Source organism: Avibacterium sp. 21-599, assembly GCF_026226765.1.
Classification (GTDB): Bacteria; Pseudomonadota; Gammaproteobacteria; order Enterobacterales; family Pasteurellaceae; genus Avibacterium.
In genome coordinates this window covers 1,625,500-1,638,986 of the sequence record NZ_JAKKOB010000001.1, presented here as the reverse complement: position 1 = coordinate 1,638,986, position 13,487 = coordinate 1,625,500, and the positions used below count along the sequence as shown (strand labels likewise).

The 13,487-nt window shown below is 40.5% G+C and carries 15 protein-coding genes; 10 read left to right on the top strand and 5 right to left on the bottom strand.

The genetic code is table 11. The features are described 5' to 3' along the window. Positions 1–74: 74 nt before the first annotated feature. Genes L5B83_RS07825 through L5B83_RS07805 form a run of 5 tightly spaced genes read left to right on the top strand, consistent with a single transcriptional unit; the run spans position 75 to position 5,444 of the window. Positions 75–1,472 carry a Fe-S-containing protein gene (locus L5B83_RS07825; RefSeq protein ID WP_265778073.1) on the top strand — a complete coding sequence of 466 codons (1,398 nt, stop codon included), beginning with the start codon at positions 75–77 and terminating at the stop codon, positions 1,470–1,472. Beyond that, on the top strand, positions 1,472–2,794 hold the full coding sequence (locus tag L5B83_RS07820) for an ABC transporter permease (RefSeq protein ID WP_265778072.1): 1,323 nt from the start codon (positions 1,472–1,474) through the stop codon (positions 2,792–2,794). The genes L5B83_RS07825 and L5B83_RS07820 overlap by 1 nt, the downstream gene beginning before the upstream one ends. Further along, the gene (locus L5B83_RS07815; protein ID WP_395897424.1) at positions 2,781–3,932 is read left to right on the top strand and encodes an ABC transporter permease; all 1,152 of its coding nucleotides are present in this window, start codon (positions 2,781–2,783) and stop codon (positions 3,930–3,932) included. The genes L5B83_RS07820 and L5B83_RS07815 overlap by 14 nt, the downstream gene beginning before the upstream one ends. Position 3,933: 1 nt before the next feature. Continuing rightward, positions 3,934–4,602, top strand: coding sequence for an ABC transporter ATP-binding protein (locus tag L5B83_RS07810; RefSeq protein WP_250363175.1), 669 nt, complete (start codon positions 3,934–3,936; stop codon positions 4,600–4,602). 23 nt (positions 4,603–4,625) lie between these two features. Then, on the top strand, positions 4,626–5,444 hold the full coding sequence (locus tag L5B83_RS07805; protein WP_265778071.1) for a D-hexose-6-phosphate mutarotase: 819 nt from the start codon (positions 4,626–4,628) through the stop codon (positions 5,442–5,444). A gap of 82 nt (positions 5,445–5,526) precedes the next feature. On the opposite strand, the gene L5B83_RS07800 is transcribed toward L5B83_RS07805, so the two are convergent. After that, complete coding sequence (locus L5B83_RS07800; RefSeq protein ID WP_265778403.1) at positions 5,527–6,486, bottom strand: AEC family transporter; 960 nt, start codon at positions 6,484–6,486, stop codon at positions 5,527–5,529. Between the two features lie 114 nt (positions 6,487–6,600). Beyond that, positions 6,601–7,215, bottom strand: a complete 615-nt coding sequence (locus L5B83_RS07795) for a riboflavin synthase subunit alpha (protein WP_265778070.1) — start codon at positions 7,213–7,215, stop codon at positions 6,601–6,603. 80 nt (positions 7,216–7,295) lie between these two features. Here L5B83_RS07795 and L5B83_RS07790 point away from each other — a divergent pair, with 80 nt between their 5' ends. Together L5B83_RS07790 and L5B83_RS07785 are read left to right on the top strand one after the other, a co-directional pair. After that, a complete protein-coding gene (locus L5B83_RS07790; RefSeq protein WP_265778069.1) occupies positions 7,296–8,690 on the top strand; it encodes an MATE family efflux transporter in 1,395 nt (464 codons plus the stop codon). A gap of 9 nt (positions 8,691–8,699) precedes the next feature. Then, complete coding sequence (locus L5B83_RS07785; protein ID WP_265778068.1) at positions 8,700–9,746, top strand: Gfo/Idh/MocA family oxidoreductase; 1,047 nt, start codon at positions 8,700–8,702, stop codon at positions 9,744–9,746. Positions 9,747–9,836: 90 nt separating this feature from the next. Here L5B83_RS07785 and rplY read toward each other — a convergent pair whose 3' ends face one another. Then, on the bottom strand, positions 9,837–10,124 hold the full coding sequence (gene rplY, locus L5B83_RS07780) for a 50S ribosomal protein L25 (protein ID WP_265778067.1): 288 nt from the start codon (positions 10,122–10,124) through the stop codon (positions 9,837–9,839). A gap of 232 nt (positions 10,125–10,356) precedes the next feature. Here rplY and L5B83_RS07775 point away from each other — a divergent pair, with 232 nt between their 5' ends. Both L5B83_RS07775 and L5B83_RS07770 read left to right on the top strand, forming a co-directional pair. Further along, positions 10,357–10,968, top strand: a complete 612-nt coding sequence (locus tag L5B83_RS07775) for a DedA family protein (RefSeq protein ID WP_265778066.1) — start codon at positions 10,357–10,359, stop codon at positions 10,966–10,968. A gap of 9 nt (positions 10,969–10,977) precedes the next feature. After that, the gene (locus L5B83_RS07770; protein ID WP_265778065.1) at positions 10,978–11,253 is read left to right on the top strand and encodes a YcgL domain-containing protein; all 276 of its coding nucleotides are present in this window, start codon (positions 10,978–10,980) and stop codon (positions 11,251–11,253) included. 94 nt (positions 11,254–11,347) lie between these two features. On the opposite strand, the gene ycfP is transcribed toward L5B83_RS07770, so the two are convergent. Next, positions 11,348–11,887 carry an alpha/beta hydrolase YcfP gene (gene ycfP, locus L5B83_RS07765; RefSeq protein WP_265778064.1) on the bottom strand — a complete coding sequence of 180 codons (540 nt, stop codon included), beginning with the start codon at positions 11,885–11,887 and terminating at the stop codon, positions 11,348–11,350. Positions 11,888–11,997: 110 nt separating this feature from the next. After that, complete coding sequence (locus L5B83_RS07760) at positions 11,998–12,915, bottom strand: ATP-grasp domain-containing protein (RefSeq protein WP_265778063.1); 918 nt, start codon at positions 12,913–12,915, stop codon at positions 11,998–12,000. A gap of 199 nt (positions 12,916–13,114) precedes the next feature. Between L5B83_RS07760 and L5B83_RS07755 the strand changes: the two genes are divergently transcribed. Continuing rightward, positions 13,115–13,378 (top strand): GrxA family glutaredoxin, encoded by a 264-nt coding sequence (locus L5B83_RS07755; RefSeq protein ID WP_250364475.1) that lies wholly within the window; start codon positions 13,115–13,117, stop codon positions 13,376–13,378. The last annotated feature ends 109 nt before the right edge of the window (positions 13,379–13,487 follow it).

Sequence of the window (13,487 nt, the reverse complement as noted above, 5' to 3'; positions counted from 1 at the left end):
TTAAAAATAAGATTTTTCTCATTATTTTGCCACCAGAATAATTAGAAAAATTGAGATTTTTGATTGAGATTATTATGAACTACTACTTCGTTTTTTTACTTCAATCTGTCTTGCCAATTTCCTTGATACTAGGCGTAAATTGGCTGAAATATAACAATATTCATATCAAACCGCTCCTTTGGCTTTCCCTATTAGGGTTAGGTTGTGGAGCAGTAGGTTATTTGCAACTGCCTGCTTATCAGTCCGTCAAATTGGGACTAAACCTTTTCTTAATGATCCTCTTTGTGCTGTTCTATCTTGTCCATTTTTTCCATTCAAGTAAATTCGCTTATTTTTGCCAATTTATGCTTTGTCTTGCCGCTGGAATGCTGTGGGCAAGAGATCCCAATATTTCTGCGATTACCAATACAGACGTGATTAATACGGATTTTATCCTACATCTAAGTGCGGTGATTTTTGCCCTTATTTTTTGCTTTTTATTTGCATTTTGGCTCTACCTTTTATTAAAACAAACGAAAACAGCAAAAAAATGCACCGCACTTCCCTTTTTGCTCATTTCTCTCACTACCCTCTTTTTACTCTTGCCTTTAACAGGCGAAGTGTTACTTGGCTTAATGAAATTGCAAGTGATTGATCTGACCAAAGCGCGGTTAAGTTTTGTAGCAAAATCCAGCAATTTAATCAGCTATACCAATTATTTTATCGCGGTACTTACCGCATTAAGCCTGATTTTATTTACCATTAAAATACATTTTGCCAATAAAGCTGTGGTAAAACAGACACATCAGCCTATTGAAAAACGTAAAAAATTGGCGATATTGCAAACGAGCCAACGCACTTTGTTATGGGGAGGCATTGCCTTATGTACGATGTTATCTGCGCAACTTTATTGGGATCAAATTGCCTCTCGCCCACCGCAACTTTCTGAAGCTAAAGTGGTAACACTGGATAAACAAAACAGGATCCACATTCCTATCGAACAGGTGAAAGATGGAAAACTGCACCGTTTTGTGTGGATTGCAAGCGATGGTAAAGCGGTACGTTTTTTCATTATCAATCGCTCAACGAAAACTCTCAGCTTGGCGGCAGTGTTTGATGCTTGTATTTTGTGTGGCGATCAAGGCTACGTAATGGAAGGCGATCAAGTGGTTTGTGTCGGTTGTGGCGTACGAATGTTTATTCCTTCCATCGGTAAACCCGGTGGGTGTAATCCTGTGCCAATTGAAGATTGGCAACAAACGGATACGGATGTCATCATCAGCAAAAAAAGTCTTGAAGATGGCTTGAACTATTTTTCTACCATTGTGGAATTAGACGTAAAAGATCCTGTGGATGGCACAACATTGAAAAATACCACGGCGGAACATAAATATAATTACGCAGGCAAAACTTACTTTTTTGCTAACGAGCAAAATCTCAATGCGTTCCGTGATCACCCTGAAAATTATGTGGCGAAAGAGGAAAATCCATAATGCTCAGTCGAATGTTATTACAATCTTGGCGACACGGGTTAAAACGTAAACTGCTCGCTATTATGACTATTTTTCTCGCCGCAGGTCTTGTTTCTGCATTGCTTGCGGTATCTATTGATATTGGCGATAAGATGGCGCGTGAGCTGAAATCTTATGGAGCAAATATTTTGATTGAACCTGCCAGCAGTGCGGTGCTTTCGGCTGAAATTAATGGGGGCAATAGCCTTTCCACACAGGATTTTTTAGATGAGAAAGAATTGCCCAATGTGAAAGATATTTTCTGGCGTAATAATATTGTGGGCTTTGCCCCTCTGCTCAGTGCGGAAGTTGAGGGTAACAATTTAACGCAAAACAATACCCATAATATAGGCATTTTAGGCACTTTTTTTGACCATCAAATCGCCATTCCTGATGAAGAAGATTACCACACAGGGCAACGCATTATTAGCCCTTATTGGAAAGTTGAAGGACAATGGGTGGACGATAGTCAGAATAATTTTGCTGAAAATATTCCCGCACTTTTGGGAAATCAATTAGCGCACAGCACAAAATGGAAAATCGGTGATCAAATTCAGCTAAGTTATCACGAAGGAGAAACCCAACGAACCCTTAGCATTCATATTGTCGGCATTTTAACCACAGGTGGCGCGGAAGAACAACAAATCGTGTTACCCCTAAGCGCGGTGCAAAATTTATTAAATTTATCTGGCAAGGTACAAGGCATTAAGGTTTCCGCCCTGACCGTACCTGAAAATAAACTTTCACGTAAAGCACGCGATAACCCTGATGCGTTAGCGGCGGAAGAATATGATCGCTGGTATTGCACCGCTTATGTTTCTTCTATTTCGCATCAATTAGAAGAAGCCATTTCTGGCGCAGTAGTTCGCCCAATCTGGCAAGTTGCCGCCTCAGAAGGCGTGGTCATTGAAAAAATCCAGCTCTTACTTGCAGTGGTTACGGTCGCCGCACTCGTTGCTGCTGCAATGGGGATAGCCTCACTGATGACCACCACTATTATTGAGCGTAGCAAAGAAATTGGTTTAATGAAAGCACTTGGGGCTTACCAATGGCAAATTGTCTTACTGTTTTACTGTGAAGCCATTATCAGCGCCCTGCTTGGTGGTGCATTAGGTTGCGTGGCAGGTTGGGGGTTAGCTAAATTTATCGGTATCACCCTATTTGGCGCACCATTAGACTTTGCTTGGATTGTAGTGCCTTGCGTGTTAGTCCTGTCCGTTATTATTGCCCTAATTGGTACGTGGTTCCCTGCACATCGTATTGCGCAACTCTATCCTGTGGAGGTGCTATATGGTCGCCAATAATGCCCATTTAATCCATAAACGTACCATGTTTTGGCGTTTAATTATCAATGCACTGCGGTTACGTTTACAACGGGTGATGATCATTTTTGCGGCACTCACCGTAGGCGCAAGTATTGTTACGGCAATGGCAGCGGTGTATTTTGACATCAACACCAAAATGAGCCAAGAATTACGCACCTTTGGTGCGAATTTTTACATTGGTTCAAACAGCAGTGGCTTAATGAACGAAAAAGACCTTGATCAAATTCTTCGTCAAGCTCCACAAGGATTAATTACCGCTGCCAGCCCTTATCTTTATGGCGTGGCACGGGCTGATTTAGAAAAAGTGGTAATAATGGGCGTATGGTTTGATGCAATGCACACGCTTTCGCCTTATTGGCAAATCACAGGATCAGCCATTGGCGTCAATTTTGATAATCGCAATGCGATGATCGGTAAATCGCTTGCACAACGGTTAAACCTTAATCTTGGCGATAAAATTACCTTAAATAAAGGGGCGGAAAAGCATCAGTTCACCATTAAAGCCATTGTAGAAAGTGGAGATGCCACAGATAATATGTTGATTGTAAACTTGGAATTTGCACAACAATGGCTGGATAAAACAGGCTTGATCACCAATGCCTTGCTAAATGTGAAAAACGATCAAGGACAAGTCAGTCAATTTGCTCACCAATTACAACAACGCTATCCTGATCTTGCCATTCGCCCTATTCTTAAAGTATCCGCTTCAGAAGGACAGATTTTAGATAAAATCAAAGGATTAATGGGCTTGATTTCTGTGGTCATTCTGATTCTCGCCACCCTTTGCGTGAACACTACCTTAATTGCCATTGTAGGTGAACGAGCAAAAGAATTTGCACTACAAAAAGCCTTAGGCGCAAGACAGCAAGATATTATTAAACAAATTGGCACAGAAATTTTGCTCATTGCATTTTGTGCCATCGTGGTAGGGCTAATCTTAGGTTATTTGCTTGCCCAAATTCTTGGTATCACCGTATTTAAAGCTTATATTGATTTACGCTTGCCTGTGATTCCGATCACGATTTTGCTCTCGCTCACGGTGGCGTTTATTGCCGTGATTGTGCCAACACGCCGAGCTTTAGAAATTCAAACAGCCAACGTTTTAAAAGGCGAATAAAATGAAAAAATATGTGATAGAAACCCAACATTTATATAAACGCTTTGGGCAAGTTACCGCCCTTGAAGACATTAATATTCATATTGCTCAAGGGGAATTTGTCGCCATAATGGGCGCATCAGGCTCAGGTAAAACAACGTTAATGAACATTCTTACTGGGCTAGATACAGCAACAGAAGGCAAGGTGATTCTTGATGGTGTAGACGCCGCAGAACTAGACGAAATAGGACGTCAACGCTTCCGTGCGGAAAAGATAGGTTTAGTATTCCAACAATTTCACCTTATTCCCTATCTCACCGCCTTAGAAAATGTGATGCTCGCACAGCATTATCATAGTGTGATTGATGAAGAGGCAGCAAAAGCGGTTTTAACACAAGTGGGCTTAGCACACCGTATGAATCACCGCCCAAGCCAACTTTCTGGCGGTGAACAACAACGGGTGTGTATTGCTAGAGCATTGGTGAATCAGCCCCCCGTTATTTTTGCCGATGAACCCACAGGAAACCTTGATGAGAAAAATGAAAAACTGGTGCTGAATTTGCTCACAGAACTCAATCAGCAAGGTAGAACTATCGTTATGGTTACGCATAATCCTGAGCTGGGTAAACTCACCCACCGCACCCTTTTCCTACAACACGGGAAATTTTTGCGGGAAGAAGTAAACCATTAAACTGATTAAAGGAGAAGCATTGAATGACAACAATAACCACTATTAAACAACTGACCCCAGAATTACGTTTACAACAATATAATGAAATCCCTGTGATCGCTTTAGAACACCGCGTAGGAAAAGCGTTAATTGCCTTGCAAGGCGCACATTTATTTAGCTGGCAGCCGAAAGGAACGTCAAAAGAAGTGCTTTGGCTCAGTGAAATTGAACCCTTTACCTTAGGCAACGCTATTCGCGGTGGCGTGCCAATTTGCTACCCTTGGTTCGGCGGAGCAAAATCGCCTGCACACGGTTACGCCCGTATCAGTTTGTGGCAACTCAGCGATTATAAAATTGAGGAAAATAAAGTGCGGTTAGAATTTTGCTTATTTTCATCTGATCATTTGATCGAAGCAAAAACCACAATGATCTTCAGCCAAGATTGTGAAATTATCTTTCAACATTATGCTCAACAGCCTGCTCAATTAGCCTTACACAGTTATTTTAATTTGAGCGATGTGGCTAATGTGGAAGTGAAAAACTTGCCTACCGAATGTTTCAATACCTTAACCCAACAACAAGAAAACGTGCCTTCTCCACGTTTAATTAATCAGCACATTGATTGCATTTATAAAGTGCAATCCCCTGTTTCTCATCAAATTATAGATAAAGGGGACGCACGCACCATTAATGTTGCACATCATAATGCAAGTAATGTCGTGCTATGGAATCCTTGGCATAAATCCACCAGTGGCATTAGTGAAACAGGTTATAAAACAATGGTTTGCTTGGAAACCGCAAGAATTATCCAACCGCTCCAGCAAGGGGAATGTTGTTCGGTGAAGATTTCGCTTAATCCATAAAGTGCGGTGATTTTTTAATAAATTTTAGGGCGAAGATTTTCGTCCTTTTTACTTTCATTTTGCTTTTCATCTCGCTTTATTCTTACACCCAGCCCATTTGATGCAAAATGGTTAAACCCAAGGCGGAAATAAACATTGATGCAAAGGTCGTAATGCCAATAATATTGGCTGCTGTGTTAGCATTGCCGCCCATTCCACGCACCATTGCATAAGCCGCAGCCGCCATTGGTGTCGCATTCATCAAAAAAATCACCCCTAAATTTACCCCGCTAAAACCAAATAATTTGCCCAGTAACACCATAAAGATCGGTGCAATAATCACACGCCCAACGCTTGCCCATAAAGAAATCCCAGAAATTTTATACAAGGCTTTTAATTCAATATTGCTCCCCGCACAAATTAACGCGAGCGGTAACGTCATCGTGGCGAGGTATTGAATTGTGGTGAGCATAAATTTAGGAATAGCCAGTTTTAAATAACTGGCTAAAAAGCCTAATAATATGCTGATAATTAAGGGATTTTTTACCACGTTTAAGATCATTCGTGGAATATGCACTTTCCCATCTGAAAGGGAGCGGCTTAAAGTAATCACACCTAACACATTGTAAATAATCGCGGTAGTCGCTGCATAAATGGTGGCTGGCACTAGTGCTGCATCACCATAAGCATTTAGGCAAAACGCCAGCCCTAAAATGCTACAATTTCCACGATAGACCCCTTGCACAAAGGTGCCACGTTCGCGTTTTTCTGGCACATATTTGGCCGCAAAAATCTCCGCACAAAGGAATAGCAATAAGGTTCCGAACACACACGCCAAAATCATAACGAGCTGTTCATTCAACTGCGCAATGGGATTTTTAAATACATTAAGAAAAAGTAAGGCGGGCAAGGTGATTTTGAATACCACGCTAGTGGCTTGCTGGCTAAATTTATCGTCAATGACTTTGCGTTTTCGTAATCCGATACCAAGTATTAACAATAATAGTGTCGGTAAAGTCACGCTTATGGAAAAAAGCGCGGAATGCCAAAAATCGTTTTGCATATTGCCCCCATCTATTGCCGCTGCAAGCCGCTCATATCCTAGCATATAATGCCGCCGATCAAAGTGCGGTGAAAAATTTCACGATTTTCCACCGCACTTTAGGTTTGTTATGTTTTATTCACCTCGGCTGGCTAAATAGCGTTCTACGGTATCTACAATGGCTTGGGTTTGCGGATCAATTTCAATATTCACGAAATCCCCCACTTCACGTTTGCCAATCAAGGTGCGATGAAGTGTTTCAGGGATAAGATTCACACAAAATTCATCGCCTTTTACTTCACCAATCGTCAGGCTTATCCCGTCTATGGCGATAAATCCTTTGGTGAGAATATATTTCATCAAGCTAGGATCAGGCAACATAAACCAAATTTGTAAATTATTTTCTGACACAATGCGTTGCGATACCTTTGCAGTGGTGTAAACGTGGCCAGATAAAATATGACCGCCAATTTCGTCCCCCATTTTCATCGCACGCTCAATATTCACCCAATCGCCTTGTTGCAATTCGCCTAAATTGGTAATGCGTAGGGTTTCGGTCATCAAATCAAAGCTGACTAAATCGCCTTCGATTTTGGTGACCGTTAAGCATACGCCATTATTTGCCACAGACGCACCAATTTCCAAATTTTCCGTTAATTCCTGTGGCATTTTCACCACCTGTGTTCTAAAATGTGGTTTTTCATCAATAGAATGAATTTGGGCAACACCCTGCACGATTCCTGTAAACATAATTAACTCTCTTATCTTAATAATCATCACCGCTAATTCGGTAAAACTTGCAATAGTATATAACAAATTCGGATATTTTTATGTTATTTAACTTCATTCAACGTCATCGCCAAGAAATGGAAAAGTTAATCGCCATCGCTTTTCCTATTTTACTGGCACAATTTGCCCAAAACTCAATGGGCATTGTCGATACCATTATGGCTGGGCGAGTAAGTGCCACAGATATGGCAGCAATTTCTGTCGCTGGTTCAATTTGGTTTCCACTTGTCTTGCTCGGACACGGTTTACTGCTCGCTTTACCGCCAATTATTTCTTATCTTAATGGTTCAGGGCAACGTCATCGCATTGCGCATTATGTGCATCAAGGCTTATGGGTGGTGGCATTAAGTTGCATTCCTATTGGTCTTATCATTTATTTTAGCGATTATGTTGTCAGCCATATGGGAATGGATCCTAAACTTGCCCATATCACGATTGATTACTTGCATATTATGCTATGGGGCTTACCCGGCTATTTACTGATGATAAATTTCCGCTGCCTGAATGATGGCATTGCAAAAACAAAACCAGCAATGGTGATTACTTTTGCCGGTTTGTTACTCAATATTCCGCTCAATTACCTATTTATTTATGGTAAATTTGGCGTGCCTGCTTTCGGTGCGGTAGGTTGTGGGATCGCGACAACAATAGTCAATTGGGCAATGTGTATAATGATGATTGCTTATTCTCGCTACGCAAGAAGCCAGCGTGATTTGAACGTGTTTAACGGATTGATCGAAAAACCCAATCTGACGACATTAAAAAAAGTGCTAGGCTTAGGCTTCCCTATTGGTATTGCTTTATTCTGTGAAGTGGCATTATTTGCCCTTTCTTCCCTTTTGCTCTCCCCCCTTGGAACAGATGTGGTGGCTAGCCATCAAATTGCCCTGACGACCAGTTCCTTTATTTTTATGTTGCCAATGTCCTTAGGTATGGCAACCACCATTTTAGTGGGGCAACGTTTGGGCGAAGGATTATTGCAACAAGCAAAAGCAGTATTCTATTCAGCGCTTGCTGTGGGGCTGAGCCTCGCCTGTTTTACTGCACTCATTATGGTTTTATTTAATCAACAAATTCCTAAAATTTACGTTTCAGATCAAGACGTGATTTTAATCGCTAGCCATTTATTGTTGATTTCTGCGTTATACCAGTTTTCCGACAGCATTCAGGTAATCACCGCAGGGGCATTGCGTGGCTACAAAGACACCAAATCTATTTTATACATCACAATGTTTTGTTATTGGGGCATCGGAATGCCGCTGGGCTATCTGTTATCGCGAACCGATTGGCTAATGCCAAGCATCGGTGCTGCAGGATTTTGGGTAGGTTTTGTGGTAAGCCTAACCGTGGCAGCATTCTTACTTATTCAACGTATTCGTAAAATTCAAGCCTTACCCGAACAGGCGATTTTGCAAAAATTAAAAGCAATTCAATAGGAAAATCAAATGGAAAAAATTATTAATGTAGCCATTGCAGGCTTTGGAATGTCTGCCAAAACCTTTCATATGCCTTTTTTAGATCTCGATCCACGTTTTCAAGTGCGTAAAGTGTTTGAACGTAACAGTGAAAATGCAAAATACGCGTATCCTTATATTCAAGTGGTACATCAATTTAAACAATTACTCAGCCCTGAAATTGACTTGGTGATTATCACCACGCCTAATCTCACGCATTATGAAATGGCCAAACAAGCTATTTTAGCGGGAAAAAATGTCATCGTAGAAAAACCTCTTGCGGTTTACCCTGCGCAAGCAGAAGAACTAGATAAACTTGCCAAACAGCATAATGTAATGCTTTCCGTTTACCAAAATCGCCGTTGGGATAACGGTGCTTTAATGGTGAAAAAACTACTCGACCAGAAAATATTGGGTGACATTGTGCATTATGAAATGCGTTACGAACGTTTTAGCCAAAAACCAAATAGTAAAGCGTGGAAAGAAACGGGCGAATTTGGCGCTGGATTAGTTTATGATTTGGGCGTTCATTTAATCGATCATTGTGTGGATTTATTCGGAATTCCCACCGCACTTTATGCGGATATGAAAGCACAACGCGCAGGGGCAAAATCTGAAGATAATTTTGAAATTATTTTCTACTATGCTGATAAAAAAGTGGTACTTTCTTCCACCAAATGCGCACGCGAACCCGCACCTTATATTATGTTGCAAGGCACCAAAGGCAGTTACATCAAAGCCACAATGGATAACCAAGAAGCCCTATTACTCAAAGGCATAAAACCGCAAGGCGATTGGAATGCTGAACCAGAAACAAACTGGGGTTTACTCCATACCGAAATCAACGGCATTGTTATTCGTAGCCTAATAGAGAGCGAACGTGGCAACTACCAAGCCTATTATGACAACATTTACGCCGTTCTCACCGAACAAGCCCCATTACAGGTTACGGCGCAACAAGCCATTGACGTACTGAAATTGATTGCATTGGTCTATGAAAGTGCGGATAAAGGAATGAAACGCGCAGTTAAGTTATAAAACAAATACTGAATATTCTTAATTCAAAACTTCAATCTTTGAACAACAAAAAAGCACCTTAAAAAAGGTGCTTTTTCATTCAATACGGAATTAAACGCGTTTAAAGTCGATATGAACTAATTTTGGTTTGAATGGGTGGCGTTGCATTGCTTGCACTTTTACTGCCACGTCTTTACCATCAATCACTAAGGTAATCACGTCTGAATAGAAAGCATCGTGTACCTGAGCATTGTTTAATTCATCGTGGCTTAAAATGATTGAAACAGGTTCTGCATTCCCACCATAAACGATTGCAGGAATTTGACCATTATGACGCAGGCGGCGGCTCGCACCCTTACCTTGCGCTGTACGCACTTCAGCGTTAAATTTGAATGACATAATTGTATTCTCTTTAATAAAAAGTTAATCGAAAAAATCGCAGGCGACCCAGCGATTTCATAAAATCAAGCTCAAAGGAATCTTTGAGGTCACAAATTATAATCAATGCCCGCCCTTAAGGCAAATAGAAATCCACTTATTTCCACATTTTTAATGGCTATTTTCACAAAAAAAGTTACAATAATCAGCATCTTGAATTTCACCATTGTGGCAAATTAAATGCGGGTTTGATATGGAATTTTTAATCAACTTCTTTACTGACTATGGCTATTTCGCGGTACTGTTTGTTTTAATTATCTGTGGTTTTGGTGTGCCAATTCCTGAAGACATCACCCTTGTGTCAGGTGGGGTGATTTCTGGCTTAGGCTATACCAATCCACATATTATGCTGGTAGTCAGTATATTGGGTGTGCTGCTTGGCGACAGCACAATGTATTGGCTAGGACGCCTTTATGGCGTAAAAATCCTACGTTTTCGCCCAATTCGCAAAATGCTTACCTTAAAACGCTTACAAATGGTACGCACCCAATTTGATAAATACGGCAACCGCGTCCTCTTTACCGCCCGTTTTCTGCCCGGACTAAGAGCGCCAATTTATATGGTTTCAGGTATTACCCGCCGCGTTAGTTTTATCCGCTTTGTCCTGATTGATTTTTTTGCTGCGATTATTTCTGTGCCAATTTGGGTCTATTTAGGTCATTTTGGGGCAAGTAATTTAGATTGGCTCAATGAGCAAATCAAGAAAGGACAATTTGTTATTTATGTGATTATTGCAGTCGTTGCGCTGATTGTCTTTTGGAAATGGAAACAATCTCGCCAAAACAAACAACAAGCAGAAGACTAGGAAACGCTTATGATTTGTGCGATTTACAAAAGTAAGAAAAAAGCAGGAATGTATTTATACATCGCGAAACGTGATGAGTTTTCCGCCATTCCTGAAACGCTACGCAATAATTTCGGCACACCTATTTTTGTGATGTTATTTAATCTTAAAGGCGATAAATCTTTGATCAATGCCGATAATCTAGAAGTTCTCGAAAAAATCCAACAACAAGGTTTTTATCTACAAATGCCTAAGCAAGAAGAAAATTTGTTGGAACTTCATAAAAAAAGTACCGCACTTCATTAATCGCCATAAAACTCAGCCTATCGCTGAGTTTTATGGTAGCGAGACAACCTAACTATCATAAAATCAGACGGATAATTCCAACCCGCCCGATTTTTTATCCTGCTTTAAAGGCTTTAATTTGTTGTAAATGTTGCGAAATTTTTTTGAATTTATGCCCTTCGTTTTTATCCCAAACTATTTCATAAAAAGGGGAAAGGGTTTCCGCGCTACGCTGCGCATCTAGCACATCATCTTGCGTAGCAAGAAATACTAAGCATTTTCCTTTATTTTTTAAACGGAAATTTTCAACGTATTTTGTTGCAATATCTTGATATTCTTCGGGGCGATCAATTCTGCCTTGCATATTTTCATAGGGAAACAAATTCGGATTAAAGATTACCTGCTTAATACCACATAAAAAGCCTATGCGTTCCGCCCAATAGCCACCAAGCCCAACACCGCAAATGAGCGGGGTTTTATCATTGCTTTCTGACACGAATTTATGCACTTCATTGAGCAAAAATTGCATATCATAACGCGGATGTAAGGTGCTGTAATTGATGAATCGAACATCGTCATCAATAAATTTTAACTGCATTATTTTTTCGTGATTACCCGGGCTATTAGAGTCAAAACCGTGCAAATAAATAATCATAAAAACCTCACCTAGTTAAATTGGGCGGATGCCGTTAGAAACCGCAAGAATTACGAGAAAACGACTTTATTAAAACAAAAAATACGCGATTTTTCTACCGCACTTGCTATTTATTCATTATTTTTTGATCTGTCTTGGCTTTTTCGCTCCAAATGCAAAATCATTTGCAATGCAATATCCAAACCGCTGGTTTTTTCGATCATTTCTAAGCCCGGGCTAGCATTAACCTCTAACACTAACAAACCTTGCTGTGAGCGAATTAAATCCACTCCAGCCACATCTAAGCCTAAAGCTTGGGTAGCTGACAGGGCAATTTGTTTTTCTTGCTCACTTAGCCACACTTGTTCACCTGTTCCTCCACGGTGGATATTCGCGCGAAACTCGCCTGCTTGCCCTTTACGCTCCATTGTCGCAATCACCTTACCCCCAACTACAAAACAACGTACATCACCACCTTGTGCCTCGCGAATAAATTGCTGCATTAAGACGGGAACGCCAGAGTGATTAAGCGTTTCTACAATACTGCTGGCGCTACTTTGGCTTTCCGCTAAAATCACACCAATGCCTTGTGATCCACTTAAGGTTTTCAAAATCGTTGGTGAGCCGATAAGTTCAAGGCTTTGTTTAGCCTGCGTTTCGTTACCCGCCAGCAAAGAAGGCGGAATAGCAATACCTTGCTGGACTAAAATTTGCAAGCTCCGCCACTTTTCTCTCGCGTTTAAAAAAGGCTCAACGTCATTTAAACAGGCGACACCTTTTGCCTGAAAATGTTGCAACACCGCACAGCCCATTTGCGTGCTAGTCGCCCCAAATCGCGGCAACACCCCATCATAATCGGGCAATAAATAAGGTTCTGCGTCGCGATTTGGCTGATAATACAATTCAAAGTGCGGTGTATTTTCGCTAAGTTTTAGCACAAAACGGTTTGGATCAAGAATATCTATTTGATGTCCACAACTTTCAGCCGCCTCTTTCAAACGCTGACAGCTATAAAGACGAGGCTCACGGCATAACATTAATAAGTTCATTTTTCCCTACTTTTACAAGATAGACGTTATCAGATTGCAATGTTGATATATTACACCAATTACAACAATGCCAAAAAACTCCTTTATTCTTTTTGCCATAATCAGTACAATTTGCACAATTTTTTATCTTGCTAAGCATTTTGTCTCTATTGAATTTTTATCTAGCCAATGTGCTTAGCCTCAACAGAAGGAAATCATTATGTTCGTTGTTATTTTTGGTCGCCCCGGTTGCCCTTATTGCGTGCGTGCAAAAGAGCTTGCTGACAAATTAAAAGAAACCTTAAGCGATTTTGACTATCGTTATGTGGATATTATCGCAGAAGGTATCAGCAAAGCTGATTTATCTGCTTCCGTAGGTAAACCGGTTGAAACCGTACCACAAATTTTCATTGATGAAAAACCAATAGGAGGTTACACCGATTTTGCGGCATTAATGAAAGAACAATTCAACGTAGTAAACTAATTGCTAAAAAACAAAGTGCGGTGAAATTTCACCGCATTTTTTATCTCAGCAAAATTTCCCTTGCATATTTTCAAAAATGAATATAAATTCAAAACAAATGAATAATTAT

Excerpts from the sequence above, each read along its gene's own strand:
- L5B83_RS07755 (WP_250364475.1), top strand. The coding sequence starts at position 13,115 with ATGTTCGTTGTTATTTTTGGTCGCCCCGGTTGCCCTTATTGCGTGCGT.
- L5B83_RS07815 (WP_395897424.1), top strand. The coding sequence starts at position 2,781 with ATGGTCGCCAATAATGCCCATTTAATCCATAAACGTACCATGTTTTGG.
- L5B83_RS07810 (WP_250363175.1), top strand. The coding sequence starts at position 3,934 with ATGAAAAAATATGTGATAGAAACCCAACATTTATATAAACGCTTTGGG.
- L5B83_RS07775 (WP_265778066.1), top strand. The coding sequence starts at position 10,357 with ATGGAATTTTTAATCAACTTCTTTACTGACTATGGCTATTTCGCGGTA.
- L5B83_RS07785 (WP_265778068.1), top strand. The coding sequence starts at position 8,700 with ATGGAAAAAATTATTAATGTAGCCATTGCAGGCTTTGGAATGTCTGCC.
- L5B83_RS07795 (WP_265778070.1), bottom strand. The coding sequence starts at position 7,215 with ATGTTTACAGGAATCGTGCAGGGTGTTGCCCAAATTCATTCTATTGAT.
- L5B83_RS07805 (WP_265778071.1), top strand. The coding sequence starts at position 4,626 with ATGACAACAATAACCACTATTAAACAACTGACCCCAGAATTACGTTTA.
- L5B83_RS07770 (WP_265778065.1), top strand. The coding sequence starts at position 10,978 with ATGATTTGTGCGATTTACAAAAGTAAGAAAAAAGCAGGAATGTATTTA.
- L5B83_RS07825 (WP_265778073.1), top strand. The coding sequence starts at position 75 with ATGAACTACTACTTCGTTTTTTTACTTCAATCTGTCTTGCCAATTTCC.
- L5B83_RS07800 (WP_265778403.1), bottom strand. The coding sequence starts at position 6,486 with ATGCAAAACGATTTTTGGCATTCCGCGCTTTTTTCCATAAGCGTGACT.
- L5B83_RS07820 (WP_265778072.1), top strand. The coding sequence starts at position 1,472 with ATGCTCAGTCGAATGTTATTACAATCTTGGCGACACGGGTTAAAACGT.
- L5B83_RS07790 (WP_265778069.1), top strand. The coding sequence starts at position 7,296 with ATGTTATTTAACTTCATTCAACGTCATCGCCAAGAAATGGAAAAGTTA.
- rplY (WP_265778067.1), bottom strand. The coding sequence starts at position 10,124 with ATGTCATTCAAATTTAACGCTGAAGTGCGTACAGCGCAAGGTAAGGGT.
- ycfP (WP_265778064.1), bottom strand. The coding sequence starts at position 11,887 with ATGATTATTTATTTGCACGGTTTTGACTCTAATAGCCCGGGTAATCAC.
- L5B83_RS07760 (WP_265778063.1), bottom strand. The coding sequence starts at position 12,915 with ATGAACTTATTAATGTTATGCCGTGAGCCTCGTCTTTATAGCTGTCAG.